This window comes from Microcoleus sp. FACHB-1515 (assembly GCF_014696105.1).
Lineage (GTDB): Bacteria > Cyanobacteriota > Cyanobacteriia > Elainellales > Elainellaceae > JAAUTJ01.
On the sequence record NZ_JACJPO010000019.1, the window covers coordinates 1 to 26,209 of the forward strand.

General features: G+C 52.8%; 25 protein-coding genes. 15 read left to right on the forward strand and 10 right to left on the reverse strand.

All coding sequences use genetic code 11. The features are described from left to right. From H6F67_RS05215 to crtW, 3 genes are all read right to left on the reverse strand, one after another. Nucleotides 1–440 (reverse strand): aquaporin (locus H6F67_RS05215; protein WP_190764033.1); only part of this gene is annotated, 440 nt, incomplete at its 3' end. 335 nt (nucleotides 441–775) lie between these two features. Continuing rightward, nucleotides 776–1,390 (reverse strand): DUF732 domain-containing protein, encoded by a 615-nt coding sequence (locus H6F67_RS05220; protein WP_190764035.1) that lies wholly within the window; start codon nucleotides 1,388–1,390, stop codon nucleotides 776–778. Nucleotides 1,391–1,491: 101 nt separating this feature from the next. Then, a complete protein-coding gene (crtW, locus tag H6F67_RS05225; protein WP_313926765.1) occupies nucleotides 1,492–2,274 on the reverse strand; it encodes a beta-carotene ketolase CrtW in 783 nt (260 codons plus the stop codon). 304 nt (nucleotides 2,275–2,578) lie between these two features. Here crtW and H6F67_RS05230 point away from each other — a divergent pair, with 304 nt between their 5' ends. Beyond that, on the forward strand, nucleotides 2,579–3,400 hold the full coding sequence (locus tag H6F67_RS05230; protein ID WP_190764037.1) for an SDR family oxidoreductase: 822 nt from the start codon (nucleotides 2,579–2,581) through the stop codon (nucleotides 3,398–3,400). Nucleotides 3,401–3,450: 50 nt separating this feature from the next. Here H6F67_RS05230 and H6F67_RS05235 read toward each other — a convergent pair whose 3' ends face one another. The 4 genes from H6F67_RS05235 to H6F67_RS05250 form a co-directional block, all read right to left on the reverse strand. Then, nucleotides 3,451–4,050, reverse strand: a complete 600-nt coding sequence (locus H6F67_RS05235; RefSeq protein WP_190764039.1) for a nucleoside triphosphate pyrophosphatase — start codon at nucleotides 4,048–4,050, stop codon at nucleotides 3,451–3,453. A 62-nt stretch (nucleotides 4,051–4,112) separates the two neighbouring features. Continuing rightward, entirely contained in the window at nucleotides 4,113–4,652 is a 540-nt protein-coding gene (psbP, locus tag H6F67_RS05240) for a photosystem II reaction center PsbP (protein ID WP_190764041.1), read from the reverse strand. Nucleotides 4,653–4,702: 50 nt separating this feature from the next. After that, the gene (gene thrB, locus H6F67_RS05245; RefSeq protein ID WP_190764043.1) at nucleotides 4,703–5,614 is read right to left on the reverse strand and encodes a homoserine kinase; all 912 of its coding nucleotides are present in this window, start codon (nucleotides 5,612–5,614) and stop codon (nucleotides 4,703–4,705) included. Nucleotides 5,615–5,674: 60 nt separating this feature from the next. Further along, entirely contained in the window at nucleotides 5,675–6,136 is a 462-nt protein-coding gene (locus H6F67_RS05250) for an NUDIX hydrolase (RefSeq protein ID WP_190764045.1), read from the reverse strand. A gap of 364 nt (nucleotides 6,137–6,500) precedes the next feature. On the opposite strand from H6F67_RS05250, the gene H6F67_RS05255 reads away from it, so the two are divergent. The 7 genes from H6F67_RS05255 (at nucleotide 6,501) to H6F67_RS05285 (ending at nucleotide 14,695) form a co-directional block, all read left to right on the forward strand. Beyond that, on the forward strand, nucleotides 6,501–8,306 hold the full coding sequence (locus H6F67_RS05255) for an ATP-binding protein (protein WP_190764047.1): 1,806 nt from the start codon (nucleotides 6,501–6,503) through the stop codon (nucleotides 8,304–8,306). Between the two features lie 66 nt (nucleotides 8,307–8,372). Further along, nucleotides 8,373–9,131: a photosystem II repair protein Psb32 gene (psb32, locus tag H6F67_RS05260; RefSeq protein WP_190764049.1), complete on the forward strand. Its 759-nt coding sequence runs from the start codon at nucleotides 8,373–8,375 to the stop codon at nucleotides 9,129–9,131. Between the two features lie 313 nt (nucleotides 9,132–9,444). Beyond that, the gene (locus H6F67_RS05265) at nucleotides 9,445–10,788 is read left to right on the forward strand and encodes a nicotinate phosphoribosyltransferase (RefSeq protein WP_190764051.1); all 1,344 of its coding nucleotides are present in this window, start codon (nucleotides 9,445–9,447) and stop codon (nucleotides 10,786–10,788) included. Nucleotides 10,789–10,791: 3 nt separating this feature from the next. Next, nucleotides 10,792–11,388 (forward strand): nicotinate-nucleotide adenylyltransferase, encoded by a 597-nt coding sequence (locus H6F67_RS05270; protein WP_190764054.1) that lies wholly within the window; start codon nucleotides 10,792–10,794, stop codon nucleotides 11,386–11,388. After that, complete coding sequence (locus H6F67_RS05275; protein ID WP_190764056.1) at nucleotides 11,352–12,095, forward strand: NrtR DNA-binding winged helix domain-containing protein; 744 nt, start codon at nucleotides 11,352–11,354, stop codon at nucleotides 12,093–12,095. The genes H6F67_RS05270 and H6F67_RS05275 overlap by 37 nt, the downstream gene beginning before the upstream one ends. An 84-nt stretch (nucleotides 12,096–12,179) precedes the next feature. Next, on the forward strand, nucleotides 12,180–12,959 hold the full coding sequence (locus tag H6F67_RS05280) for an NYN domain-containing protein (protein ID WP_190764058.1): 780 nt from the start codon (nucleotides 12,180–12,182) through the stop codon (nucleotides 12,957–12,959). A gap of 2 nt (nucleotides 12,960–12,961) precedes the next feature. After that, nucleotides 12,962–14,695 (forward strand): NAD+ synthase, encoded by a 1,734-nt coding sequence (locus H6F67_RS05285; RefSeq protein WP_190764060.1) that lies wholly within the window; start codon nucleotides 12,962–12,964, stop codon nucleotides 14,693–14,695. Nucleotide 14,696: 1 nt separating this feature from the next. Here H6F67_RS05285 and H6F67_RS05290 read toward each other — a convergent pair whose 3' ends face one another. Then, nucleotides 14,697–15,572, reverse strand: a complete 876-nt coding sequence (locus H6F67_RS05290; RefSeq protein WP_190764062.1) for a 4-hydroxybenzoate solanesyltransferase — start codon at nucleotides 15,570–15,572, stop codon at nucleotides 14,697–14,699. A gap of 140 nt (nucleotides 15,573–15,712) precedes the next feature. Here H6F67_RS05290 and H6F67_RS05295 point away from each other — a divergent pair, with 140 nt between their 5' ends. Continuing rightward, a complete protein-coding gene (locus tag H6F67_RS05295; protein ID WP_190764184.1) occupies nucleotides 15,713–15,979 on the forward strand; it encodes a YciI family protein in 267 nt (88 codons plus the stop codon). Between the two features lie 37 nt (nucleotides 15,980–16,016). Further along, a complete protein-coding gene (gene smpB, locus H6F67_RS05300) occupies nucleotides 16,017–16,481 on the forward strand; it encodes an SsrA-binding protein SmpB (protein WP_190764071.1) in 465 nt (154 codons plus the stop codon). Nucleotides 16,482–16,511: 30 nt separating this feature from the next. Here smpB and H6F67_RS05305 read toward each other — a convergent pair whose 3' ends face one another. After that, on the reverse strand, nucleotides 16,512–16,802 hold the full coding sequence (locus H6F67_RS05305) for a hypothetical protein (protein WP_190764073.1): 291 nt from the start codon (nucleotides 16,800–16,802) through the stop codon (nucleotides 16,512–16,514). 93 nt (nucleotides 16,803–16,895) lie between these two features. Further along, nucleotides 16,896–17,879 carry a DNA polymerase III subunit delta gene (gene holA, locus H6F67_RS05310; RefSeq protein WP_190764075.1) on the reverse strand — a complete coding sequence of 328 codons (984 nt, stop codon included), beginning with the start codon at nucleotides 17,877–17,879 and terminating at the stop codon, nucleotides 16,896–16,898. Between the two features lie 287 nt (nucleotides 17,880–18,166). Here holA and H6F67_RS05315 point away from each other — a divergent pair, with 287 nt between their 5' ends. The 5 genes from H6F67_RS05315 (at nucleotide 18,167) to H6F67_RS05335 (ending at nucleotide 26,182) form a co-directional block, all read left to right on the forward strand. Further along, nucleotides 18,167–18,949 carry a DUF1868 domain-containing protein gene (locus H6F67_RS05315; RefSeq protein WP_190764077.1) on the forward strand — a complete coding sequence of 261 codons (783 nt, stop codon included), beginning with the start codon at nucleotides 18,167–18,169 and terminating at the stop codon, nucleotides 18,947–18,949. Beyond that, nucleotides 18,946–19,575 carry a cobalt-precorrin-8X methylmutase gene (locus H6F67_RS05320; RefSeq protein ID WP_190764079.1) on the forward strand — a complete coding sequence of 210 codons (630 nt, stop codon included), beginning with the start codon at nucleotides 18,946–18,948 and terminating at the stop codon, nucleotides 19,573–19,575. Before H6F67_RS05315 ends, H6F67_RS05320 begins: the two co-directional genes overlap by 4 nt. Nucleotides 19,576–19,957: 382 nt before the next feature. Continuing rightward, the gene (locus H6F67_RS05325) at nucleotides 19,958–21,367 is read left to right on the forward strand and encodes a glycoside hydrolase 100 family protein (RefSeq protein WP_190764081.1); all 1,410 of its coding nucleotides are present in this window, start codon (nucleotides 19,958–19,960) and stop codon (nucleotides 21,365–21,367) included. A gap of 412 nt (nucleotides 21,368–21,779) precedes the next feature. After that, nucleotides 21,780–22,019 carry a transcriptional regulator gene (locus H6F67_RS05330; protein ID WP_190764083.1) on the forward strand — a complete coding sequence of 80 codons (240 nt, stop codon included), beginning with the start codon at nucleotides 21,780–21,782 and terminating at the stop codon, nucleotides 22,017–22,019. Continuing rightward, nucleotides 22,016–26,182, forward strand: coding sequence for an ATP-binding protein (locus H6F67_RS05335; RefSeq protein ID WP_190764085.1), 4,167 nt, complete (start codon nucleotides 22,016–22,018; stop codon nucleotides 26,180–26,182). The genes H6F67_RS05330 and H6F67_RS05335 overlap by 4 nt, the downstream gene beginning before the upstream one ends. Nucleotides 26,183–26,209: the final 27 nt, after the last annotated feature.

Sequence of the window (26,209 nt, forward strand, 5' to 3'; positions counted from 1 at the left end):
AACAAGCCGTAGCCACCGGGCGAGTGCACGCCATAGCCGTTGGTTGCCAGCGGATTGCCGCCCGTGAGCGTGAAGCCGTCGCGTCCGCTGGCAATGAGGTAGATCGTGCCGCCCGCCACGATCGCGCCGAGCACCTGAGCGACGATGTAGGGCAGCAGGTCACCCGCCGGAAAGCGCTTGCCTGCCCACAGGCCGAAGGAGACAGCCGGGTTGAAGTGGCCGCCTGAGACATGACCGACGGCATAAGCCATCGTCAGCACAGTCAAGCCGAACGCGAGCGAGACGCCGACCAGTCCGATGCCCAAAGGGAACAGCGTGTTGTCAGCGATGGTCGCGCCATCGCTGGTGAAGGAAGCGGCGAGCACGGCGCTACCGCAGCCACCCAGGACGAGCCAAAAGGTGCCAAAGAACTCAGCAATACATCGTTTAATCAGAGGCATTTCATCAACTCCGAATACAGTTAAAAAACCGTTGTTCAGCAACCGATTGGAACAACCTAATCGATCGCTGCTGTCTGAAAAAATACTTGAAAATCGTAAACTGCCCGCGATCGAAACCAGTGATATAAAAAGATTTCGTCATCTAGAACACACGCAAAACATCTAGCCCGAACAATTGGCAAGATTCGTATTCTCAGGCTTTTTCCAGCAATTTGATCAGTAATAGTTTGAATGACGCGGTAACAAAGCTGTAAGCGGCTTAAGCCTTTTTTAAGAATTGGACGACTCTCGCCGCTGTTCAACACAGAGGTTTAGGGGTGGTTTACAGTTCGTTTCTAGCGCCCGATCTGATTGATGAACTGCGGACAGTATGTATGAATGGCGGCGACGTTGACGGCAGCATCAAAAGCCGCAGGCAGACCGCTTTGCACCTGAACCGATCGAATCTGCGGCAACGTACCACCGCTGCTTAGAAACGGACAAATTGTTGTGCTGTAGGCCAAAAGCTGCTGGCGATCGATCGACTCGCTGTATTCGATCGCGGCTGGACTAGCAATGTTCAAAAATGCTTCCCAAAATGCGTTCTGCGTCGGATCGGGCGGCGGCGTTTGCTGCTCTACAAGCTGCACCTGTTGCTGACAGTATTCATTCAGCGACACAAGTTGACTCGCGCTGTTGACGATCGATCGCCCACCCAATTCGCCCACGCTGCAAATTCCATACGGATCAGGCAAAATCGCTTCGGAAGCTTGCGCCTGTCCAGAAAGCAGCATGAACAGTCCAATCCACAAGAAACGCACAAGATTGATTTGCTCGATTTCTATCGAATCACTGCGGCTATTTCGATGACGAATTGTCAGCAGCAGGCGAATTGCGATCGAAATCGCTGCTCGACAGGTAAAGGCTTTCGAGCGTCCAGCTTTGTGCATCTGTCGCGGTCGGCCACTCAATGGCTCGTCCTGCCTGCTTCGATCGGTTCTTGTTTTGCTGCGCCATTGTTCCTTCACCAGTTCCGAGCCTCAGCATAGAACGTTGCGGAAGGCGCTCGCCTCTAGCTAGAGGCACATTCGCGCTGAGAGCGGTGAACAGCGGGAAGTTGCCACCAAGGAACATGCGGAAATTCGTGATGTTCACGGTGATAGCCGAAGTGGTAGCAGGTGATGAACGACCAGAAGGTGGGCAGTGCCGTTGTGGACGCTCGAAACGGTTCTTCGTAGCCATCTTCCGGTTCACGATGCGGGCGGTAGGTGCCGAAATAGAAAAGCTGAGCCGAGCTTGCGATCGAGGGAATTACCCAAAACAAATTCAGATTTTGCTGTGGAATATGCAGCAGTCCGTGCAGCGAATGGTAAATCGCAACTAGACCAATGATCCGCCACCAACTCCAGTAGTTTTTCATGAAGGTGAAATACCAAGCAAAGAAATTTTTGTGATTGCCATCATGAAAATCCGGGTCGCGATCGCTTGCGGGATGATAGTGATGCTGCCAATGGGTTCTTAACAGTTTCTTAAACGAAAATAGCGCGTAGAGCTGAAGGGCGATCGCACCAATCAGATTATTAACTTTAGGATTCGAGTAGACAACGCCGTGCATTGCATCGTGGGCAGTGATGAACAAGCCAGTATAAAGAAACATCTGCACCAGCATTGCCAAAATAATTGCAGCAGGCGGCATTTGTGCCACATTTGCAGTCAGCAAAAGCGTTAAACTGCCCGCCCAAATGAAGAGAATTGCCAGCGCAACGATCAAGCCTTTTGCACCCGTTGGACGATCGACAACCGATCGATCAATTGCAGTGGCCGGAAGAGGGGGGGGAGATGAAATGGCAGTCACATTAAGCTCCAAAAAGTCGATCGAGACTCAAACAAGAAAAGTTGATGAATTAAATTTGCTTTTTTGAACGATGCTTATCAATTCAAACAAAGTAACTGTTTGTTAACTTTACAAAGTTTAACACTTGGTTTGCCTGTTCCGTCTCAACCATTAGCGGCAATCTTGACTTGTTTTTCAGCGCGTCACATCTGCCAAAAGCTGAAGTCTGTGTACGCGGTCACAGACGCCAAACCTCGCTTTCGGTAGAGGTTGCATCAGTGGCAATCGCCGTTCATAAAAGAAAGACTTCAAAACACGAGTAGATATGGCTCCTACAGCACTGATTACAGGTGGTTCCCAAGGCATCGGGCGCGAAACAGCCCTGCTTTTTGCCAGCAAAGGCTACAACATTGCGATCGCAGCGCGGAACGCCGAGCGGCTCGAAGCAGCGGCCAATGAAATTCGCAGACAAGGTGTGGAAGTGCTGGCTCATCCCGCCGATACGCGCGATTTTGGGCAGGTGCGATCGCTTGTTGAAAAAGTGCAGTCGCAGTTTGGCGCGATCGATGTGCTGATCAACAACGCAGGCATCTACTGCTCTGGCCCGACCGAAGCATTTTCGCTCGATGACTGGCACACGATTCTTGATACGAATTTGTGGGGCTACATCCACACAATTCATGCTGTTTTGCCCGCGATGATCGAGCGCGGCAAAGGAACGATTATCAACCTGAGTTCGATCGGCGGCAAAGTTCCGGTTCCCTACCTCACCGTCTATTGCACCAGCAAGTTTGCCGTTGCAGGGTTGACCGAATCGCTGCACAGCGAACTCGAACCCAAAGGCATTCACGTCGGCGGCATCTATCCCAACTTGATCAAAAGCGATTTCATGGAACGCGCTGTTTTTCGCGGCAAAGACATGGAAGATGCGAAGGCTCGTCGCGATCAGTTAAATCAAGTGCTGGCTGCTCCGATCGTCGAAAAACCAACAGATGTCGCGAAAGCCGTTTGGGAAGCGGTCGATCAGCGCAAAAAAGAAGTAATCGTCGGTTCCGCAAATGCTTCGATCGCGTCTCATCGCTTGATCCCTGGTGCGATGCAAGCGCTGTTTCGTCGCACATTTAAGCTGCAAGACAACTGGAAATAGGCCGTGCTTTTTGGGATAGAAGTTCGATCGTCCGAGCAGTTGGCACTGCTTTAGCGTTGCCAAAACTGCGTCACGTCGTAGCCTAATTCAGCTAGCATCTGGCGCAGCAGCGGTAGGCTGAGGCCAATCACGTTAGTGTGACAGCCTTCTAGCTTTTCCACAAATAGTCCGCCTTTGCCTTCGAGTGCGAAGCATCCAGCGCAGTTGAGCGGTTCACCTGTGGCGATGTAGGCTTCAATTTCGCGATCGCTCACATCGGCAAAATGTACCCACGTGACGCGATAGCGCACCAAGGTTTTTTGCTGCGTTTGATCGATCAGAACATGGCCTGTGTAGAGTTCGCCGACGCGCCCGCGCATGAGTTGCCAGCGGGCGATCGCCTCGCTCACATCCGCTGGCTTCCCGTGAATTTCGCCATTAAAGGCAAGAACCGAATCGCAGCCTAAAATTAGCGAATTCGATCGCGTTTGAGCAATTGCTTTTGCCTTTCCCTGCGCTAAAGTTTGCACGAGATCGGCAGCGTTGCGGCTGGTCACTTGCGATTCGTCGAAGTCGCTGGGACAAACGATCGCCTCGATTCCCACACTTTGCAGCAGGCGACGGCGGGCAGGCGAGGCAGAAGCAAGGATGAATGGAGGAATTCGCTGCATAAAGTATCGGCTGTCCGCTGTTTGATTCACCACTCAGCCCTCAGTCCTCAATTCTCAGCTTGTCAAAAGACCGAGAAGGAGTCTGCGATCGTCCGCATTTTTTCCTGAAGTTTCTGCCAGCGCTGTTCGGTTGTAGAGATGTTGAAGGTGAACAGTTGGCCGCGCCGCACAACGACGCTGGCAAGATTGTGGCGAAGCTGATCCGGCAGTTTGACGGCATATTCCAGCAGGTAGTAGGTCACGTCGCCAAGCTGACGCGCTTCGGCGTTGACGAGTTCGGCTTCGCGGCCAGAGTCAGGTGGAGCGATCGCATTTTTGGACAGACGATAGCCGACTTCGCTGGGGCTGCCCAAATCTTCGAGGGTTTTGTTGTCGGGAACAGGACTAATCACAACGCTGACGTTTTCCGTTTCCTGAATCAAATCATGAAAAACAATGTCAGGACCGTCGCTGACCTGTACAGGAACCCAGCCGACCGGATAGAGAAACTGATAGCCGTCGTATTCATCGACATAGCTTTTTAGCCCGGAGGTTGCCGAGGCGCAGCTTTGTAAACTCAAACTCACCACGAGTAGAACAACGATCGCAATTCGCCTCAACATCTCTGATCCCTTCATCCGCTTACCGTTTAACATTCTCCCATCAACTGCGGTCATCGCGTTGAGATTCGTGCGCCTTGGGGATCGATCGCCAAAATCTGCACCTGCGGATCAACATCGATCGATCGCCACGCTTCACGCATTGCCGCTGCCACATCCGAAGCGCGATCGCCCGACGCCAAAGCCAGCAGCGTTGGCCCCGCGCCGCTGATCACCAATCCATAAGCTCCTGCTGCAAGAGCGGCCTGCTCGATCGCGTTATAGCCGCGAATCAAAACTTTGCGGTAGGGCTGATGAATTCGGTCTTGCAGCGCACTTTTGAGCCAGTCGGCGTGATTGGTTTGCAGGCCGCGCAGCAGCAGTCCAAAATGCGCCACGTTAAAAATTGCGTCTGCACGACTGTAGGTTTGCGGCAGAACGCGGCGTGCCTCGGCAGTCGATAGCTCAAAGTTCGGACTCGCGACGATCGGCACAATCTCGAAATGCCAATCGATCGCGCAGATCGCCCAGTCCGAATTTGTCGAAGCCGCCAACTGACATCCGCCGATCAAAGCAGGCACAACGTTGTCGGGATGACCTTCGATCGCGATCGCCAGCTTCATCACTGCATCTTTTGACAATGGCGATCCGGCCAGCACGTTTGCGCCCAGCAGTCCGCCGACGATCGCCGTTGCTGAACTGCCTAAGCCTCTGGCAAGCGGAACGTTGAGCGCGATCGCAATTCGCACCGACGGCACAGGCTGATTGATTTGCTCATAGAGTTTGACAAACGATCGATAGGCAAGATTGCTTTCATCGCAAGCGACGCGATCGGCTTCCAGTCCAGTTGCGGTAATTTGCAGCGGTTCGCCTTCCGGCAGCGGCGTAAATTCAAACTCGTTATACAGCGTCAACGCCGCGCCGACGCAGTCAAATCCCGCGCCTAAATTGGCAGTCGTTGCCGGAACAATAATCGAAGCAGTCATACCCTTGATCTAGAAAATCGCTCAATTAGCATGGCATGAAACGCGATCGGGTGTCGGGGGTCAGCCGAAACGCGACAAATACTGCAAGCACTGTTCGGGAACGAGGCGCAGTTCGCCAGATAAAAATCGATCGATCGCCACCCAAACTGCGGTTTTCTTGAAGTCGCCTTCGGTAAACAAAACGCTGTCTTGTTCGTAGAGATGGCGATCGACAAAATCGCAGCGGTAAAGCTGAATGATTTCGTGGCCGGGATTGCCGTTGAAGGTGAAGATGTTTTCGATCGTGGCGAGGTAGCGAATGTTCGTGAGGGCTGCGCCAACTTCTTCCTCAAATTCGCGCTGCAATGCGACTTCACTGGTTTCACCAAACTCCACACCCCCACCCAACGCGCGATAAAACGTTTGCTGTTTTGTGCGATCGAAGCCTTCACCGACAAACAGGCGATCGCCATCTTGAATCAAACCCAGCGCGATGACGCGGATCGATCGCGGCGGCCAAACAGAAGCTTGTGGTTCAGTCATTGCCCATTGGAAAACGATTGAGATGCAATTAGCCTGCCTCATCATCTCGTCTATCTGCAACTCCAAACAATGACGCCAAAAGTCTCTCCTAAGTGGGGTATGGCGGACTGAGGCAATCGGCTAGGTTCGAGAGGTGAGTTATCCCTGATTTTTCCCTGTCTGGTTTTTTCCTGCCTGTTGTTGTGTGTTTCCCCCGATCGAAATTTCGTCCGGCTGAGGCAAGTGATTTTCCCTGAGTCGGCGCTTAGTGTTACTCGGCTACAGGCGATCGCGCCAACTTAAAACGGCTGACAATTTGGATTGTTTGCACTCCAAAATTCTCGCCTGAAATCAACGTGCTGGGTATTTAGTTGTCACGATTTCAATGAAGAAATGGCTGAAAGCGCAGTTTTTGACTGTGCAAATGGGTGTTGCATTCAGTTTTGCAGCAGTGTCGCTGGTGACAATTGCCAATCGAGAATGGCAGTCTGCGATCGCGCTGGCTGCCTGCGGAGCGATCGGCCTGCTGCTAGTTTCAAGACGATTGCATCGCAGTATCGATCGCAAACAGGTGGCGATCGAACCGACCGAAAGCAATCGGTGGGAGTGGAATTTGCGCTCAGACAGTTTCGTTTGGAACCGCGCAACTCGATCGTTTGCAGGCAACTCTGAGGTGCTGCTGGACTCGGTTCACCCAGACGATCGCGCGGTTGTTGCCGCAGCGATGCAGCAGGCCAAGCGATCGCGTCCTGGCGACACGATCGCGCAGGAATTTCGCGTCCAGCAGTCTGACGGTTCTACCTTGTGGCTGGCGGCAACAGGTCGCGTATTGAGCGGCGATCGCATTGCTGGCACGGCGATCGACATCACGCCCTACAAGCAAACGGCGATCGAACTTCAGCAAATCAACTCCCAGCTTGAAGCGCAACTTCAACTTCGCACCGCCCAGCTTGAGCAGGCGAACGACCTGGAAACGCGCCTGAAGCGAATTAGCGACAAGGTGCGCGATTCGCTCGACGAGTCGCAAATTTTGCAAACCGTCGTGCAGGAGTTGGGCGTGGGTTTGGGCGTGCGATCGTGCAATGCCGCGCTATACGATTTGGTCGATCGCACCAGCACGATTTGCTATGAATACAATTCGACGCTGTTTCCGCTCAAAGGTCACGTCGCAAAAATGGCGAATTTTGCCGAAGTGTATGACCGTCTGCTGCAAGGCGAATACCTTCAGTTTTGCAATTTCATCGCCAATCCGATGCGCGGACATGTGGTCATGCTCGCCTGTCCGATCGCAGACGATCGCGGTGTGCTCGGTGATTTGTGGCTGATTAACGACAAAGACTATTTGTTTCGCGATTTGGAATTGCGCTTGGTGCAGCAGGTGGCAAACCAGTGTGCGATCGCCATTCGCCAAGCGCGTCTTTATGAAGCAGCCCAAGCGGAAGTGCGATCGCTAGAGCGAATCAACTGGCTCAAAGATGAATTTTTGAGTACCGTGTCATATGAACTTTGTGCACCTGTCGCCAATATGAAGCTGTCGATTCGGCTGCTGGAAACGGCGATCGATCAAACAGAATCCACGACAAAAACACGCCAATATTTGCAGATTCTCAACAGCGAATGCGATCGCGAAATCCGCTTGATCAACGATTTGCTGGAATTGCAGCGGCTTGATGCGGGACGGCGATCGCTGCTCCTGGAATCGATCGATCTGACCAGCTTGCTGCCCCAAGTGGTCGCCGCATTTCAACCCCGCGCCCGATCGCGTCAGCAGCACCTTCATCTGGAGCTTGGATCTGAAGCATTACCCGCGATCGTCACCGATCGCGTCAGTTTCGATCGCATTCTCAACGAACTGCTCACGAACGCCTGCAAGTTTTCGCCGCCCGCCGCCGAAATTGCTGTCACAGTGGAACTGACGGGCGATCGCGTCTGCTTCATCGTTTGCAACAGCGGCGTTGAAATTCCCGCTGCCGAAATGCCTCGCCTGTTTGACAAGTTCTACCGAGTTCCTCAAGGCGATCCTTGGCAGCAAGGCGGCACAGGGCTTGGCCTCGCGCTCGTCAAGCGGCTTGTCGATCTGCTTGAAGGTTCAATTCACGTTACTTCTTCATCGAATCAAACCTGCTTCATCGTTCAACTGCCAGACTTGCAGGCGCGATCGCTGCCTGCCGATGTTGCCACCTTTAGCTAATGCGCTTCCCCGCACTGGCTGGAACTGTATTATTTTGAATAAATCAGTATTTGGAAGCCATTCATCATGTCTTTGTTTTCCTTGGTGATCCGGCCTCGCCAGTGGCTGCTGGCAATGGCGATCGCGCTGGCTGCTTTTGTTCAGGTGTGGCTGCTAGAAATGCCAAACGCGCTGGCGACGGGCGTTTACAGCTTTCCGGTCAGCGTCGATCGATCGACTTTTGTGATTGACGAAGCCGAAATTCTCAGTCGTTTGAGCGAGAACAACATCAGCGGTCAGCTCAGCAGTCTGGCGAAAAAAACAGGCAACGAAGTTCGCTTAGTCACCATCCACCGCTTGGACTACGGAGAAACGATCGACAGCTTTGCCGACCAGCTTTTTGACCAGTGGTTTCCCACGCCCGAAGCAAAAGCGCACCAAACGCTAATCGTCCTCGATGAAGTCACCAACACAACCGCCATCCGCAAAGGCGACCAGACGCCGCTGACCGACGAAATTGCCACCAGCGTTGTGCAAGAAACCATGCAGGTTCCCCTCCGCGACGGCAACAAATACAATCAGGCGTTTGCAGATGCGAGCGATCGACTGGTCGCTGTCCTGTCCGGTCAGCCTGATCCGGGACCACCGATCGTCGAGTCAAACGTGCAAACGAAAGGCACGTTCGCCACAGCGGAACAAACCAAAGCCGGAGCCACGAACTACATCGGCTGGGTTGTTGGCCTGCTGATCGCCGCGACAATCATTCCAATGGCAACCTACTATCTCTATTTAGTTGCTCAACCTGCACCGTCCGAACCGTCGGATTCGTCAGATTCACAAAGTTAAACAGCTATCCTTCATCCTCATTCCTTCTCCTCAAGAAAGAAGCGGATCAAAAGTCCCTCTCCCACCGGGAGAGGGATTGAGGGTGAGGGCAAGACTGGCGGAAAAGCGATCGCCTCTCCATCAATAATTTTTGGTTAATTTCAACATTAAAAGATTTGTTAAATAGAACACGGAATTCGGATTTTATTGGTTTTCAAGCTTCTCACCTCTGAAAGAGGCGGGTAGTTCGATCGAATTTATCTGGTTTCCCTGCTGTTGCGCGATCGAATTTTGGTTAGTATAACTATAACTACCTCACATTTGGTGCGCGGCAATGGCACTCGACGTTTCTTCGTCCGACTACAGCCTCTTGACCGATCTCTATGAACTGACGATGGCTGCTTGCTATGCAGGCGAACAAATTGACCAGCGCCGCGCCAGCTTTGAACTTTTTGTGCGCCGTCTGCCCGATCGCTACGGCTATCTCATTGCAATGGGACTGGCTCAGGCGCTGGAGTATCTAGAAGCGTTGCGCTTTAGCGAGACGCAAATTCAGCAGCTACAGGCAACCGGAATTTTCGATCGCGCTCCGGCTGCTTTCTGGGAACTGCTGCAAACGGGACGATTCACCGGAGACGTTTGGGCAGTCCCCGAAGGTACACCAATTTTTGCCAACGAGCCGCTGCTGCGAATTGAAGCTCCGCTGTGGCAGGCGCAAATCGTTGAAACCTATTTGCTCAACACGCTCAACTATCAAACCTTGGTGGCAACGCGATCGGCCAGACTGCGCGATACAGCAGGCGATCGTGCTACCCTGCTCGAATTCGGGACGCGCCGCGCCTTCAGTCCGCAAGCCTCACTTTGGGCAGCCCGCGCCAGCCTTGCCGCCGGACTTGATGCCACGTCCAACGTCCTCGCCGCCCTGCAACTCGGCCAGAAACCGAGCGGCACAATGGCACATGCTCTCGTCATGGCGCTGGGCGCGATCGAAGGCAGCGAAGACGAAGCATTCACCGCCTTTCACCGCTACTTTCCCGGTGCGCCTTTGCTGATCGACACCTACGATGCGATCGCCGCCGCCCAACGACTGCGCGATCGCGTTCGATCGGGTGAAATGCAGCTTACAGGTGTCCGACTCGACTCTGGCGATCTCGTCTCCCAGTCGCAACAGGTGCGCGAACTGCTGCCAGACATCACGATTTTTGCGAGTGGCGATCTCGATGAGTACGAAATCGATCGCCTCCAAAAATCTGGAGCATCGATCGACGGCTACGGACTCGGAACGCGCTTGGTTACGGGAACTCCCGTCAATGGCGTTTACAAACTAGTCGAAATCGACGGCATTCCCACGTTCAAAGCCGCCAGCGGCAAAGCCACGTATCCCGGTCGCAAGCAGATTTTTCGATCGAGCCGAGGCGATCGCTTAGGCTTAGCCGACGAATCCCCGCAGTCCGACGAACAACCGCTTCTCCAGCTTGTCATGCGCGAGGGTAATCGCATCAATCCGCCCGAATCGCTCCAGTCGATCGCCCGCCGCACTCGTCAAAACGTTCTTCACCTGCCCGAATCGGTTCGCCACATTCACGACCCGATCGATCGCTCCCCTCAACTTTCCACCGCTCTACTAGCGTTGACCGACCAAGCGCAACGCCGCCTCCACAAACTGCAAGCCGTTTAACCCATGACCTCGATCGCCCTCTTCGGAACCAGTGCCGACCCGCCCACGACCGGACACCAGCAGATTCTTAGCTGGCTGGCCGATCATTACGATCGCGTTTTCGTCTGGGCATCCAACAATCCGTTTAAGTCGCACCAAACGCCCTTAGAGCATCGCGCCACCATGCTGCGATTGCTCGTTGAAGAAATCGATCCGCCCTGTGAAAATGTGCAGTTTCGGCAGGAGTTGAGCAGTCCAAGATCGATCGTCACGATCGAGTTGGCTCGCCAGCTTTATCCCAATGCCGAATTTACCTTTGTCATTGGCTCGGATCTCGTCGCGCAACTGCCAAGCTGGTATCGAATTGCCGATGTGGTTCAAGCCGTGAAGCTGCTGGTGATCCCGCGTCCGGGTCATGGCATCACCGAGACGGATCTGAAAGAATTAAAGGAAATGGGGGCGGATGTGGCGATCGCCAACCTGACCGGACTGCCCGTCTCCTCCACCACCTATCGGCAGGTGCATGACCCGCATCTGCTCACCGCCCGCATCGAAGACTATATTCACCGAGAACGCCTTTATTCATGCCGGGACGCAATGCCAAAAATACCGACGCGGTAGCGCCACGAGCCTTGGCCGATTTCAAAGTCGGTGTCGATAACGTGATTTTCTCGCTCGACACCGACCAAAATCGCCTGCTCGTCCTGCTCGTGATGCGGCAAGATGAACCGTATCTCGGCCAGTGGAGCCTACCGGGAACCTTGGTGCGGCAGGGCGAATCGCTCGAAGATGCCGCCTACCGCGTTCTAGCGGAAAAAATTCGCGTCAAAAATCTGTATCTAGAACAGCTTTATACGTTCGGTGGGCCAGAGCGCGATCCGCGAGAATCGCCCGATCGCTTCGGTGTCCGCTATCTCTCCGTCAGCTATTTCGCCCTCGTCCGCTTTGTCGAAGCCGAACTCGTCGCCGTCGGATTAACGGGGATCGCTTGGTATCCGCTCAAAGATGTGCCGAAACTCGCGTTCGATCACAACCAAATTCTCGAATATGGCTATCGCCGTTTACGCAACAAATTAGAGTACAGCCCGATCGCTTTTGAAGTCCTCCCCGAACTCTTCACCTTGAGCGATCTCTATCAGCTTTACACCACCGTTCTAGGCGAAAATTTCTCTGATTACTCCAACTTCCGCGCCCGCCTTCTAAAGCTCGGTTTCTTGAGCGACACAGGCATCAAAGCCTCTCGTGGTGCAGGTCGTCCCGCCAGCCTTTACCGCTTCGATGCCGAAGCGTTCGCGCCCTTTAAAGATAAACCGCTGGTGTTTATTTAAACGATGAAAATTAAGGAAGAACACAAGGGAAAGCTGTATGAATCAAGATAATGGCGATCGAGCCTCACCCCAGGAATTGTAATCATGAGCAACAAAGGTCAATTCAACTCAGCCCGACTTGCAGTTTTGATTGATGCGGACAATGCCAACCCTGATTTGATTGAACCTTTGCTGAAAGAAGTTGCAACCTATGGAATTGCTCATGTTAAAAGAATTTATGGAGATTGGACGACTCCGCAGCTTGGCAAATGGAAGGAGAACCTGAATAAATATGCAATTCAACCAATACAGCAATTTGGATATACGAAAGGAAAAAATGCAACAGACAGCGCAATGATTATCGATGCGATGGATTTACTTTATACTCAAAATTTTGATGGCTTCTGTATTGTTTCAAGCGACAGCGATTTCACTCGACTAGCAAGTCGAATTCGCGAATCTGGCTTGATTGTTTACGGTTTTGGCGACAAGGAGAAGACACCGCAAGCATTTATCAGTGCTTGTGATAAATTCATCTACACAGAGATTCTAGAGCGACCAGACAGTATCAGCAAAACTCAATTACCTAGCAGCAATGCCAAGGAGGGCGGTCTGAAGGAGTCTTTAGAACCCAAAAACGGCCAAAAGACAAAGGAAAACCAGGAATTGATTCGCCTCCTCAAAGATGCTTATGAAGCATCTCCGGCAGAAGATGGATGGGCAAATTTGGGATTACTGGGACATAATTTGCAAAAAATATCTCCATCATTTGATTCTAGAAACTACGGATACAAGCGACTTGGACTAGCAAATTTAGTGCGAGCAGTTGAAATCTTTGAGGTGAAGGACACCTCAAAAGGAACACAGATAAGGTTAAAGACTTAAGTATGCAAATTGCGATCGCCCAACTCAACCCCACTATTGGCAACCTTGCCACCAACGCTCAGCAAATCCTCGATGCTGCCAATTCTGCTCACGCCCAAGGTGCAGAATTATTGCTCACAACTGAACTATCGCTGTGTGGCTATCCGCCTCGCGATTTGCTGATGCAGCCCAGCTTTATTTCAGCGATGAATGTGGAGCTTGAGAAGCTAGCGCGATCGCTCCCTGCCAATCTCGCCGTTTTAGTGGGAACTGTGACACCAAATGAGCGATCGGTCGAGCTTGGCGGCAAACCATTGTTTAACAGCACAGCGCTTTTACAGCACGGTAAAATTCAGCAAATTTTCCACAAGCGACTATTGCCAACCTACGATGTTTTTGATGAAGACCGCTACTTTGAACCGAGCTTGCAGAGCAGCGAATTTGAGCTAAACGGTGTGCGAATTGGCGTGACGATTTGCGAAGATTTGTGGAACGATGAACAGTTTTGGGGTAAGCGGAATTATCGCGAAAATCCGATCGCAGATCTCGCTCGTCAAGGCGTTGATCTCGTTGTCAATCTATCAGCCTCGCCTTACAGTCAAGGCAAGCAAAAACTGCGAGAAGCGATGCTGCAACACGCCGCCCGACGCTATGAATTACCGATTCTGTACGCGAATCAGGTTGGCGGAAATGATGATCTAATCTTTGATGGCAATAGTGTGGGGTTCGATCGCGCTGGCAATCTTGTTTGTCGATCGAAATCCTTCGCTTCAGATTTAACTATTGTCGAATTTGCAGGTGATTTGCTGCCCGGATCGATCGCACCTCAGCCGGAAGAAATCGATGCAGAAATTTGGGCGGCACTCGTCTTAGGCGTACAGGATTATGCTCGAAAATGCGGCTTTTCAAAAGTCGTAATCGGATTAAGTGGCGGAATTGATTCGGCGTTGGTGGCGGCGATCGCAACAGCCGCTTTAGGACACGAAAATGTCTTCGGAATCTTGATGCCGTCGCCTTATAGTTCCGAGCATTCGATTACCGATGCGCTGAAGCTGGCGGAGAATTTGGGAATTGCAACGCAAACTTTGGCGATCGCGCCGATGATGCAGGCGTTCGATCAAACGCTGGCAAACTTGTTTGAAAACACCGACTTTGGCTTAGCGGAAGAAAATTTGCAGTCGCGCATTCGCGGCACGTTGCTGATGTCAATTTCCAATAAATTTGGACATTTGCTGCTTTCAACAGGCAACAAATCCGAAATGGCAGTCGGCTACTGTACGCTGTATGGCGACATGAATGGCGGGCTGGCGGCGATCGCAGACGTGCCCAAAACGCGAGTTTATGCCCTCTGTCGCTGGCTGAATCGGACGATGGCAACACCACCGATCCCCGAAAACGTCCTCATCAAGCCGCCCAGTGCCGAACTCAAACCGGGACAGGTCGATCAAGATTCGCTGCCGCCTTACGATGTGCTGGATGACATTCTCGATCGCTTTTTGCATCAGCACCAGTCGCCGGATGCGATCGCCCAGTCCGGCCACGATCCCGATACGGTAAATTGGGTGATTAAACTGGTGACGCGATCGGAGTTCAAACGCAAGCAGGCTCCTCCGGGCTTGAAAATTACCGATCGCGCCTTCGGAACCGGATGGCGAATGCCGATCGCAAGTCGATGGCTGGCAAAAGGCGATTCTGAAGCTGCCGTTTCGCCTGCTTTGACCGAAGCAATGGTGATCAATGTGAAAGCACCAACTTGAGCTAGAAGCAGCCTGCGATCATGCCCGCCAGCAGCACAAACCCGATCCAGACATTTTGGCGGAAGATGCGACCATAAATTGAATGGTGCGGCTTGTGCGGACGCAGTTCCCAGTAGTGATATGCCCAAGCGATCGCCGCGCCCACCAGCGTCAACCAAAACACCCAGTTCAACCCTAATCCATAGCCGATCAAGCCCAGCAAAATCACCGTTCCGGCAAAGAACAGAGCGACCGCATTAGCCGCTTGATTCCCGAAAAACAAAGCGCTCGATCGCACTCCCAAGCGGCGATCGTCCTCGCGATCGGACATCGCATAGACGGTATCAAAGCCCAACGTCCACAGCACCGTTGCGCCCCACAGCACCCAGGTTGCAGGTTCCAAATTTCCCGTGACGGCACTCCAGCTAATCAAAACGGCGAAACCCCACGCGATCGACAGCACCAGTTGCGGCACAGGAAAGACGCGCTTTGCCGCCGGATAAAAAATGATGAACGGCACAGCCGCCACGCAGAGCCAATAGCTAAGCGGATTCAGGTAGGCCGCAAGTACCCAGGCGCAGAGGAAGGAAATCAGGGCGATGACCACACCGATTTGGACGGAGAGCGATCGCGCCGCCAGTGGGCGATTTCGCGTCCGTTTCACTTTCGGATCGATGTTGCGATCCCACAAGTCATTCACGACGCAGCCCGCCGCGCTGGTTGCCAGCGTTCCCAGGACGATCACGCCGACAAGCGGTAACGGTGGCGTTCCGCGTGCGGCGAGGAAGACTGCCCACAGTGCGGGGATCATCAGAATCAGGCGACCTGCGGGCTTGTCCCAGCGCAGGAGGCGCAGCACAATCAGCCAAGTAGGTTCCTGTCGCGGTTCGGTTCGCATAGCGGGCGATCGAAGTAAAGATTGATGAAGGCTTGTCCTCTAGGATATCGCTTTGCGAAGCGCGATTTGGGGATCGATCGAGGCAATGCGATATTGTTGATTTTGAGCGTCAGAAGATGTCTAAAGCGAGAAGCCAACCGATGCCCTGGTTTGTCAAGATTGAAAAAGGCGTAGTCGATAAAGCAACGTTTGACCAGTCCGTGCCTGCTCACAAAGCCTATGTGCGATCGCTGATCGAACAAGGCCATCGTGCCAAGTCCGGCTACTGGGCAGAATTTGGCGGCGGAATGCTGCTATTTTGGGCGGATTCGTTGCAGCAAGCTCAGGCGATCGTCCTGCAAGACCCGCTGATTCAAAACGGCTGCGTCAAATATGAACTACACGAATGGCGTGTTGTCGTTGAATAGTTTCTCTTTGTATCTTTTTGAGATTAAATAACAGCTTATGAGTGAAAGTGACGGCTATAAGATTGTTAGCGATAACCGCCAAGCTCGATTTCTCTACGAGATTTTAGAAACCTATGAAGCCGGAATTGAACTGCGCGGGACAGAGGTGAAATCAATTCGTCAAGGTAAAGTGAATTTGCGCGATGGATACGCTTTGATTCGCAATGGGGAAGCGTGGCTGCACAACGTTCACATCTCGCCGCACGAAAGCGCCAGCCAAGTTTTCAATCACGACCCGCGCCGGACACGCCGCTTGCTGCTGCACAATCAGGAAATCCGCAAACTAATTGGTCAAGTTGAGCAAAAAGGCTTAACGCTGATTCCTTTGAAGCTGTATCTCAAGCGCGGCTGGCTGAAAGTGACGATCGGTTTAGCGCGAGGTAAAAAGCTGCACGACAAGCGCGAAGACCTGAAGCGCAAACAGGAAAAACGCGAGATCGATCGCGCCGTCAAGAACTTCTAAAGGCACGATCGATCTGAATCAAAAATTAATTTATTTGCCCTGTTGATCGTCTCTCAAGCTGATGTTGCCGTCGCCTTGTTCGGTATCAATTGGATAGCCACTTGCGGCATTTTGCGAAGCAGCATTCGGATTCGATTTGCGATCAGGAGAAGCATTTGTGGCAGCAGGATTGGAGTCAATCGGCTCGATAATATCTTGTTCGGTCAAAGCGGCTTCGGCATCGAGCATTGCGCTTCCGCCCGCATATTGCGAGGTTTGCGTTTCGGCTTTGGCATCGATCGCCGCTTGACTCGGCTTCGATTGTGCGTCGGGATTCGTCATGATTTTAAACTGTGAATTTTATCGTCTATTTCGATCGTGGCGATCGCTTTTCGACAATTCACGAATCCACAGATAGATCATCGAAAAGATAAATCATTGAAACAGCGCACACAGTTCGATCGCTTTCGTCTGCATCAGGGCAACAGGTTCGGCTCCGCGCTTGAGGCCAAATTCCAGATCGAGCAGCAGCGGCAAGGTTTGCAAGAGGCGATCGAGCCGCACCGAGCGAACTTCCTGCTGAAGAAAATAGATGCGCTTGGGATTGGCAATTTCGGCAGCTTTGGCGATCGTCCGTTCGTCGCGTTCGCCCGATTCGATCAGCAGCTTCAGCCACAGCCACAGGCGAAACTGAGTTACCAGCGTTGCCACAATTCGCAGCGGTGCTTCATTTTGGCGAAACAAATCGTCAATCAGTCCCAGAGCGCGAGCCGTGTCGCCCTGCCGAATCGCGGTGGCAAGCTGCAAACTGCTTTGCGTGGAAGTGGTGACAAGCTGAGCGATCGCTGCCCCGTCGATCGCCTTTTGCGTCGCCATCTGATAGAGCTTAAGCTTTTCGAGTTCGGTGTAAAGCTGGCGCGACTGGTTGCCGACCGCTTCCACCAAGCGATCGAGTCCGTCGCCAGTCAGCTTCACGCCCACTTCCTGTGCCGCCTGCCGCGCCTGCTGCATCAGCAAATCCGTTTTCCAAGGCGGGATCTGAGCAAATTCGCGAATTTCCAGGGCGTGCTGTTGCAGCAGTTTAGTAGATTTAATGCGTCCATCCGGCTTATTGGCAGTCGTCAGCAGCAGCACCGTCGATTCGGGGATCGCGGGCAGGGTGCGATCGAGTTCCGTCAGCAAATCTTCCGGGCAGCGCTGGCAGATAGTTGTATCGGCTAGCCACACAAAGCGACTGCCTGCGCCAAATGGAGCGGTCATTGCTTGGTTCAGGGCTTGGCGAACTGGATCGGGTTGGTCGGGCGCAATTTTCTCAAAGTTGAAGCTTGCCCAGTCGGGATCGAGGACTCGATCGCGCAGCACGGTCACGGCTCGACTCAGCGCAAAATCATCGTCGCCCCAGTAAAGGTAAACGGGCATCCTGGTAAACTAATGCAGGGATTTCTGGACTGGTTCTGGATCTTGCACTCGCGGCGGCGATGCCCTGAATTCAAATTCGGGCTAAAAGCTCAAGTCTGTTGCAACAGACTCAAAGCCAAATCAGCCGGAAGTCATCACCCCTTTCAATGGGTTTTGGCTTCCAGACAGGAAATTGATTTCCTGGCTTGAGTTGCAAGATCTTAGCCATAGTAGCGCGACACAGCACCCGCCGAAAATTCCCGCTACAGTAAGGATCGAGCAATCACTTTGGTTAAGGACGGGCAGCGATGGACGATACCTATTCGGCGTATGTGAATCGCGTGGCGCGGCTGACGCTGCCGGATGCCTACCAGTCGCAGGTGCAGCATCTCCAAACTTCCCCGAAGTTTCAGCGGCAGGCCGACGGCAAGGTTGCGACCGTGCCGTTTCCGGGCTATTCGGTGATCACGCCGCCTCTAAGCGATGATCCCGAAAATGCCGAATACTATCAGGCATTGGCTGACCTTCAGCGGCAAGTGTGCGATCGCCTCCCTGCCGATCTGGTGATCCCCTTGCCGCCCGACAGCTTTCACATGACGCTGGCCGATCTAATTTGGGATAGCGCCTTTCGTCACGCGATCGAAAACCCGGATTTTGAGCAGCAGTTGCGCGATCGAATTGCCGAAAGTTTTCAGCAGTGCCAACCGCAACTTGCCGGAGGCCCGCCGATCTACTGGCAAACCTTAGGACTGATCCTCATGCCCAGAGCGATCGGCGTTTGCCTCGCGCCCAAAGACGAAGCCGCCTACAGCCGCATTTTGCAGCTTCGCCGCGCCATCTACCAAAACCAAGAGCTGATCGGCCTGGGAATCGAGCAGCAATATCACTTCACCGCGCATGTAACGCTGGGCTACTTCGGGACGGTTCCCGACGATCGATCGACGATCAGCGACACGCTCAACGACCTGACGCACGAGTGGATCGAAAGCAATTCACCGCAGTCACTTTGGGTGCATCGCGCTGAACTGCGGAAGTTTGAAGATATGACACGCTACGATCGACAACCGGACTGGCCGAGGCTGGAGTTTTGAGCGAATCGCCGCTGCATCATCCGATTCTAAAGCAAAGTTTTGCCGCGATCGATCGCGAAATTGGCTCCCACCATTTCACGCCCGCCGAATATGCGATCGTCCGGCGCATCATCCACAGCACAGCGGATTTTGAGTTTAAGCATCTGCTGCGCTTCAGTCCCAGTGCGATCGACTCGGCCATTGCTGCCCTGCAAGCCCAAACGCCGATCGTCGTGGACGTGAGCATGGTGGCGCAGGGAATCGGGTCGATGGTGCAAAAAACCTTTGGCAATCCGGTGATGGCGGCGATCGATCGTGCCCCCAAAGCGCTTCCTGGCAAAACGCGCACCGAAACTGGCCTACTCGACTGCTGGCGCGAATTTCCACAGGCGGTTTATGTGATTGGTAATGCGCCGACTGCGCTGTTGGCTTTGTGCGAACAGATGGCACAGGCAGAAATTAAGCCGCCGATCGTGATTGGTGCGCCTGTCGGGTTTATTGCGGTTGTGGAGTCGAAAGCGGCACTGGCAGACATTTCGGTTCCACAAATTCGCGTCGAAGGGCGCAAAGGCGGCTCTCCGGTGGCGGCGGCGATCGTCAATGCGCTACTTGTTTTAGCCTGGGAACAAACGTCGCTGAAACTTTAGAATTCAGTGGTTTTCAAGCTTCATCATTTACTATTACGAATTGCATCTTTCCTTACTAAGATTTCATCGTTTGCTCTTTCATCGATCAAAACTCATCTTTATAGTAGATAGAGTAGGCAGTTGAAGCCTTGGCAATATTGCGTGAATCCGCGATCGCAATTTTGCCTTGTTTCGTTCTTGCTTGCTCAATAATTCCTGATTATCCAAATTGCTTTTGTGCTGTGGCGATCGCTGTACATTCGTGTCCCGATTGCGATTGTCGCCTGCTGCTATTGCTGTTTCGATCGGGCTGCTGTTTTCAGCGGCTTGAAATGTTTTTCGTTCGATTTTAACTGCTTAATTAACCTTTCGTCTCGTCCTCTTTGTAAAGTCGATCGCCATCATGAAATCAGAAGACATTCTCGTCAAAGAAGCCTGGAATTTGCTCGAAGCCTCGATGGTTTATTACCAGGATCGTCCGGTTGGAACAGTTGCCGCTCGCGATCTCAGCGTTGATGCACTCAACTATGACCAGTGCTTTGTGCGCGATTTTGTTTCTTCTGCGCTGCTCTTTTTGATTCATGGAAAATCCGAGATTGTCCGTGATTTTCTAATTGAAACGTTGGCACTGCAAAGCAACGACAAGCAAATGGACTGCTTCAATGCTGGACGTGGCTTGATGCCTGCCAGTTTCAAGGTAGAAAGTTGGGACGGCAAACAATCACTAACCGCAGACTTTGGTGAGCACGCGATCGGGCGTGTGACTCCGGTTGATTCTTGCCTTTGGTGGCTGATTCTGCTGCGAGCTTATGTGAAAGCCACAGGCGATATTGCCCTCGCGCATCGATCGGAATTTCAAGAAGGAATTGTGTTAATTCTCAAACTTTGTTTGGCCGATCGCTTTGATATGTACCCGACCATGCTTGTTCCTGATGGCGCATTTATGATCGATCGCCGCATGGGAGTCGCCGGACATCCGCTCGAAATTCAAGCTTTGTTTTATGCCGCTTTGCGATCGGCTCGCGAACTTTTGAAACCCGGACGACAAGGCGATATTTACACACAAGTCCTCGGCTATCGTCTCAGCACGTTGAACTATCACATTCGCGAATATTACTGGCTTGACCTAAAGCGATTAAACGACATTTATCGCTATCAAGGTGAAGAATTTGGCGCAAGCGCGGTGAATAAATTCAACATCTATCCCGATTCAATTCCGTATTGGCTCACTGAATGGATGCCGGAACAAGGCGGCTATCTCGCTGGAAATCTTGGTCCTGCCATGATGGATTTTCGTTTCTTCACACTGGGGAATTTAATGGCAGTAATCGCCTCACTTGCCAGTCCGAAAGAATCGCGATCGATCATGGATTTGATCGAACAGCGCTGGCAGGATTTGGTTGGCTATATGCCGATGAAAATTTGCTTTCCAGCAGTGGCGGATCTGGAGTGGAAAATTCTGACGGGCTGCGATCCTAAAAATGTGCCTTGGTCTTATCACAACGGTGGCAACTGGCCTGTTCTGCTGTGGACATTGGCCGCAGTTGCACAGAAAACCAATCGCCCAGAACTCGGCTGGAATGCTTTAGAAATTGCGGCGCGGCGGCTGAGTGAAGATGAATGGCCGGAATATTATGACGGGCGCAATGGTCGTTTGGTCGGCAAGGCATCGCGGAAGTATCAAACCTGGACGATCGCTGGATTTCTGTTAGCGAAAGAATTCATGGAACACCCTGAACATCTCAATTTAATTGCGTTTGATGAAGATTCAGATCTAACTGCCATGCTCGCTTTAGCGCAGGAATGGAGTTAAAACGTTCAAACTGAAAAGGCAGAAGTCGTGTTGCCTCTGCCTTGAATTTTTTGCAACTCATCAATAGTTCTCTTCAATTAAACCTACCGAAACTCAGAGTTGCCCGCGCAGCGGACGGCTCTGGGTTTCACAATTTTAGATTGCAAGATAGCGGCAGAAGCCGTGAACTCAAGTTCCGGCTGAAAGCGCAAACCCATTCAAATGGGTTGGTTTAACGCTATGCTTTGCGGAGCAGAATCCGAGTGAGGCCAACGTTGGCGATCGCCGCTGTGTGGTTTAGTTGTTCAGGCTGTGGAGTTGTGCACCTGCCTGGATGAGCTTGTTGTCACAATAGTTCTACGCCCTACAATAGATTAGAACGCGGCTATACCAGAAGGTTATAGCGAGTGATGCAGTTTAACGGTTGTGTTCTATGTCTGCGACTGAACAGTCCGAGCTTGCCGCGCTGCTGCGGGAAATGCAATCGCGGCTGGAACTGTCGCAAGTCAATGCTGAAAAAATTAAGGTTCTCTTTCAAAGTGTGAATGGTTGGAAGAACGGACGCACTAAACCTTTACCAGTTGCTTTGAAGCAGACTAAACAGTTGCCGCATCAAATAAGAGTGCAGGGCGAAAACCTGCTTGCTCAGTATTTTGGGAAGCCGCAGCGATGACAGGTTCAGCACAGGGCAAGGCGACCCCCAATATTTTTGGGGGCGGTGGCGAAATGGGTGAGTTGATGCGATCGACCGATTGGAGTCAAACACCCGTCGGATCAGTGCAGTCTTGGTCACAAAGTCTCAAATCATTGGTCAAGACCTTGCTCACCTCGCGCTATCCAATGGTGTTGACTTGGGGAGCAGCGTTCACGCAGTTTTACAACGATGCCTACTCGCAGTTGATCGGTGACAAACACCCCGCAGCCTTGGGAACCGACATTCGGGAAACGCTGGCGGAAGCGTGGGACACCCTTGGGCCAATGATTCAGCGCGTCATGGCAACCGGAGTTGCAAACTGGACAGAGGCGCTGCTGCTGGTTTTGGAACGTGCAGGCTATCGAGAAGAATCGTACTTCAGCGTCTCCCACGCTCCAGCCGAAGATGACGATGGACAAATTGTCGGAATGCTAGCGGTGTGTAGCGAAGTGACGCAGCAAGTTTTGGGAGAGCGGCGACTTCGACTGCTGCGCGATCTGGCGTCGAAAGCAGGTGAAATGCGCAGTGTGCAAGATACCTGCCAAGATTTGATGGCAGCGATCGCCGCTCATCCTCTAGATGTGCCGTTTGCGCTGCTTTATCTGCGAGACTCGGACGGCAAAACGCTCACCCTGCAAGGAGCGGTGGGCTTGGCAGCAGACGAACAACTTTGCCCTCATTCTGTCAATTTAGCGACGAGTCATCAGCTTTGGTCTTTTGCTCCAGTTGCATCTGGTGAAACGATTCTTGTGGAGGAATTCGATCGCCAGATGACTGTACCGGGAGGACCTTGGAACGAGCCAGTTCACACGGCTTTGATGATGCCGATCGCATCTTCTGGTCAAACTGCTCCTTTGGGTGTGCTGGTCGCTGGAGTCAACCCCAATCGGGCATTAGACGAAGGATATCGATCGTTCTACGAATTACTCGTCGGACAGGTTTCTGTTTCCATCCGCAATGCTCAGGCGTATGAGGAAGAGCGGCGACGCGCCGAAATGTTGGCCGAACTCGATCGCGCCAAAACTGCCTTCTTTTCTAACATCAGCCACGAGTTTCGCACGCCCTTGACCTTGATGCTCAATCCGCTGGAGGAGATGCTGCAAGGCGATCGCCTGCCCAGCGTTGAACGATCGCAAATTGCCGTCGCCTATCGCAACGCCCTCCGCTTGCTCAAGCTGGTCAACACGCTGCTCGACTTCTCACGAATTGAAGCCGGGCGCACGCAGGCACGCTTGGAACCCATCGATCTCGTAGCCTACACGAGCGAACTGGCAAGTTTGTTTCAATCGACCATTGAGCAGGCAGGATTGCAGTTCACGGTGGACTGTCCGCCCTTGCCCGAACGGATTGATGTCGATCGCGAAATGTGGGAAAAGATCGTCCTCAATCTGCTTTCAAATGCATTTAAGTTCACGTTTGCAGGCGAGATTGCCGTTTCGCTTTGTCCAATTGGCGATCAGGTCGAGCTGAGCGTGCGCGATACGGGCACGGGCGTTCCGGCTGAGGAAATTCCCCGCTTGTTTGAACGGTTTCATCGGGTTGAAGGCACACGCGGACGCACGTTTGAAGGCACAGGCATCGGGCTATCGCTGGTGCAGGAACTCGTTCATCTGCATGGGGGAACGATCGCTGTTGAAAGCAGGTTGGGTGAGGGCAGCACGTTTCGCGTGCGGTTGCCGATGAAGATAGCGTCGGCTGAAAGCGATCGCCATACTGCTAGCTCGACTCAACCCGCTGACAGCGCAACGTCCTATGTTCAAGAAGCATCAGGCTGGCTGCCTGCAAATGCGCCCTCAGCGCAATCGGCTCAACGCTCATCAGCGGCTCGAATTTTCTTGGTGGACGACAACGCTGACATGCGGAACTATCTGCACCGCATCTTGAGCGAGTGCTATCAGGTCGAAGTGTTTAGTGAAGGAACAGCCGCGCTCAACGCTGCTCGCACCTCGGTTCCAGATTTAGTCCTCAGCGATGTGATGATGCCGGGGATGGATGGCTTCGAGTTGCTCAGGCAGCTACGCCGCGATCCTCAAACCTGCGAAATTCCCATTTTGCTGCTGTCGGCGCGGGCGGGAGAAGAATCGGCAGTTGAAGGACTGAACGCGGGAGCCGATGATTACCTTGTGAAGCCGTTTAGTACCCGTGAACTGCTGGCGCGAGTTGCCTCGAATGTGGAACTGGGGCGATCGCGGCGGGCGACAGCGCGGCGACGTATCGATCAGGTGTTGGCCTCTGTTCCCGATTTGATCTACACGTTTGATCTATCTGGACGCTTCACCTACGTCAATCAGCCGCTGCTCGATCTGTGGCAGAAAACTTATGCAGAAGCGATCGGCAAAACGCTGTTTGAACTGGACTATCCGCCAGAATTAGCCGCTCGACTGCATCAACAGATTCAACAGGTAATCGCCACAGGTCAATCTTTGCGCGACGAAACGCCCTACACTAGCGGGTTCGAGACCAGAGCATACGAATATATTTTTGTGCCGCTGTTGAATGCAGAGGGCGCAGTCGAAGCGGTTGCCGGAGTTGGACGCGACATTACCGATCGCAAACAAACAGAAGCCGCGCTGCGCCAAAGCGAAGAACGGTTTCGGACTTTGATTAGCGCCAGTTCAAACGTGCTGTATCGCATGAGTGCGGACTGGCGCGAACTGCAAGAACTGCGGGGCGGCAATTTCATTGCCGACACACCTGAACCGAGCCGCGACTGGCTGCAAAAATACATTCATCCCGATGACCATGAGCGGGTGTTAGCGGCCATTGATTCTGCCATTCAAACCAAAAGTTTGTTCGAGCTAGAACATCGCGTCCGCCAAGTCGATGGCACATTCGGCTGGACTTATTCCCGCGCTGTTCCTTTACTCGACAGTGCAGGTGAAATTATTGAATGGTTTGGTGAGGCGAATGACATCACCGTTGCGAAGCACCTCGAAGAGGGTCGCAAACGCATCGAGCAAGAGCGCGAACAAATTTTGCAGCGTGAACAAACTGCTCGCGAAGCCGCTGAACGAGCCAACCAAATCAAAGATGAGTTTCTAGCCGTCTTGTCACACGAGTTGAGAACGCCCCTAAATCCAATTTTGGGCTGGTCTCGGCTGCTTCGCAGCGGCAAGCTGGACGCAGAAAAATCGGCTCAGGCTGCCGAAATTATTGAGCGCAACACCAAACTTCAGGTGCAACTGATTGAAGACTTGCTCGATATTTCCCGAATTTTGCGCGGCAAGCTGAGCCTCAATCTCATTCCAGTGAACCTCAAGGTTGCGATCAATCCCGCGATCGAAACGGTGCGCTTGGCGATCGATGCTAAAGCGATCGCCTTGCAAACGCAGTTCGACTCGGTTGGACAGGTGAAAGGCGATGTGGCGCGACTCCAGCAGGTCGTGTGGAATCTCGTCTCGAATGCAGTGAAGTTCACGCCGCCCAAAGGCAAAATCACCGTCACGCTCACTCAGGTTGGTTCAGATGCACAAATTCAGGTAATCGACACAGGCAAAGGCATTCACCCTGATTTTTTGCCGTATGTCTTCGAGCATTTTCGGCAAGAAGATGGCGCAACCACGCGCAAGTTTGGCGGGCTGGGCTTGGGACTGGCGATCGCGCGGCAAATTGTCGAACTGCACGGCGGCACGATTCAAGCCGAAAGTGCAGGCGAAGACCAAGGCGCAACCTTTACGGTCAAATTGCCGCTGCTGGAAGATGCAGGCGCAGCAGCAGAAAGGAAGGAAACTCAACATTCACTGACATCTTCGCATTCACCGCTCAAAAACCTTCGAGTGCTAGTGGTGGATGATGAAATGGATACTCGTGAGCTAACAGCGTTTGTTTTAGAACAGGCGGGCGCGATCGTAACGGCTGTGCCTTCCGCGATCGCTGCTCTGAATGTTTTTGTTCAGTCTCCGCCTGATGTTCTTGTCAGCGACATTGGAATGCCCGACATGGACGGCTATGAACTGATGCGCCAGCTTCGGCATCGGCAAGGCGATCGCGTTCCGGCAGTTGCTCTGACGGCTTATGCTGGAGAAATCAATCAGCAACAGGCGATCGCTGCCGGATTCCACATTCACCTGTCGAAACCAATTGAGCCAGAGCAACTGATCGGTGCAATTTGTACGCTATGCGATCGTTCTGCTCATGCTTGAGGGCGATCGCAGCAACAAACAACAAAA

Bases quoted from the DNA above. Each gene is read 5' to 3' on its own strand.
- H6F67_RS05315 (WP_190764077.1), top strand. From the start codon at position 18,167: ATGGACGATACCTATTCGGCGTATGTGAATCGCGTGGCGCGGCTGACG.
- H6F67_RS05250 (WP_190764045.1), bottom strand. From the start codon at position 6,136: ATGACTGAACCACAAGCTTCTGTTTGGCCGCCGCGATCGATCCGCGTC.
- H6F67_RS05270 (WP_190764054.1), top strand. From the start codon at position 10,792: ATGACCTCGATCGCCCTCTTCGGAACCAGTGCCGACCCGCCCACGACC.
- holA (WP_190764075.1), bottom strand. From the start codon at position 17,879: ATGCCCGTTTACCTTTACTGGGGCGACGATGATTTTGCGCTGAGTCGA.
- thrB (WP_190764043.1), bottom strand. From the start codon at position 5,614: ATGACTGCTTCGATTATTGTTCCGGCAACGACTGCCAATTTAGGCGCG.
- smpB (WP_190764071.1), top strand. From the start codon at position 16,017: ATGAGTGAAAGTGACGGCTATAAGATTGTTAGCGATAACCGCCAAGCT.
- H6F67_RS05265 (WP_190764051.1), top strand. From the start codon at position 9,445: ATGGCACTCGACGTTTCTTCGTCCGACTACAGCCTCTTGACCGATCTC.
- H6F67_RS05275 (WP_190764056.1), top strand. From the start codon at position 11,352: ATGCCGGGACGCAATGCCAAAAATACCGACGCGGTAGCGCCACGAGCC.
- H6F67_RS05330 (WP_190764083.1), top strand. From the start codon at position 21,780: ATGTCTGCGACTGAACAGTCCGAGCTTGCCGCGCTGCTGCGGGAAATG.
- H6F67_RS05295 (WP_190764184.1), top strand. From the start codon at position 15,713: ATGCCCTGGTTTGTCAAGATTGAAAAAGGCGTAGTCGATAAAGCAACG.
- H6F67_RS05230 (WP_190764037.1), top strand. From the start codon at position 2,579: ATGGCTCCTACAGCACTGATTACAGGTGGTTCCCAAGGCATCGGGCGC.
- psbP (WP_190764041.1), bottom strand. From the start codon at position 4,652: ATGTTGAGGCGAATTGCGATCGTTGTTCTACTCGTGGTGAGTTTGAGT.
- H6F67_RS05255 (WP_190764047.1), top strand. From the start codon at position 6,501: ATGAAGAAATGGCTGAAAGCGCAGTTTTTGACTGTGCAAATGGGTGTT.
- H6F67_RS05280 (WP_190764058.1), top strand. From the start codon at position 12,180: ATGAGCAACAAAGGTCAATTCAACTCAGCCCGACTTGCAGTTTTGATT.
- H6F67_RS05285 (WP_190764060.1), top strand. From the start codon at position 12,962: ATGCAAATTGCGATCGCCCAACTCAACCCCACTATTGGCAACCTTGCC.
- H6F67_RS05325 (WP_190764081.1), top strand. From the start codon at position 19,958: ATGAAATCAGAAGACATTCTCGTCAAAGAAGCCTGGAATTTGCTCGAA.
- H6F67_RS05335 (WP_190764085.1), top strand. From the start codon at position 22,016: ATGACAGGTTCAGCACAGGGCAAGGCGACCCCCAATATTTTTGGGGGC.
- H6F67_RS05290 (WP_190764062.1), bottom strand. From the start codon at position 15,572: ATGCGAACCGAACCGCGACAGGAACCTACTTGGCTGATTGTGCTGCGC.
- psb32 (WP_190764049.1), top strand. From the start codon at position 8,373: ATGTCTTTGTTTTCCTTGGTGATCCGGCCTCGCCAGTGGCTGCTGGCA.
- H6F67_RS05305 (WP_190764073.1), bottom strand. From the start codon at position 16,802: ATGACGAATCCCGACGCACAATCGAAGCCGAGTCAAGCGGCGATCGAT.
- H6F67_RS05235 (WP_190764039.1), bottom strand. From the start codon at position 4,050: ATGCAGCGAATTCCTCCATTCATCCTTGCTTCTGCCTCGCCTGCCCGC.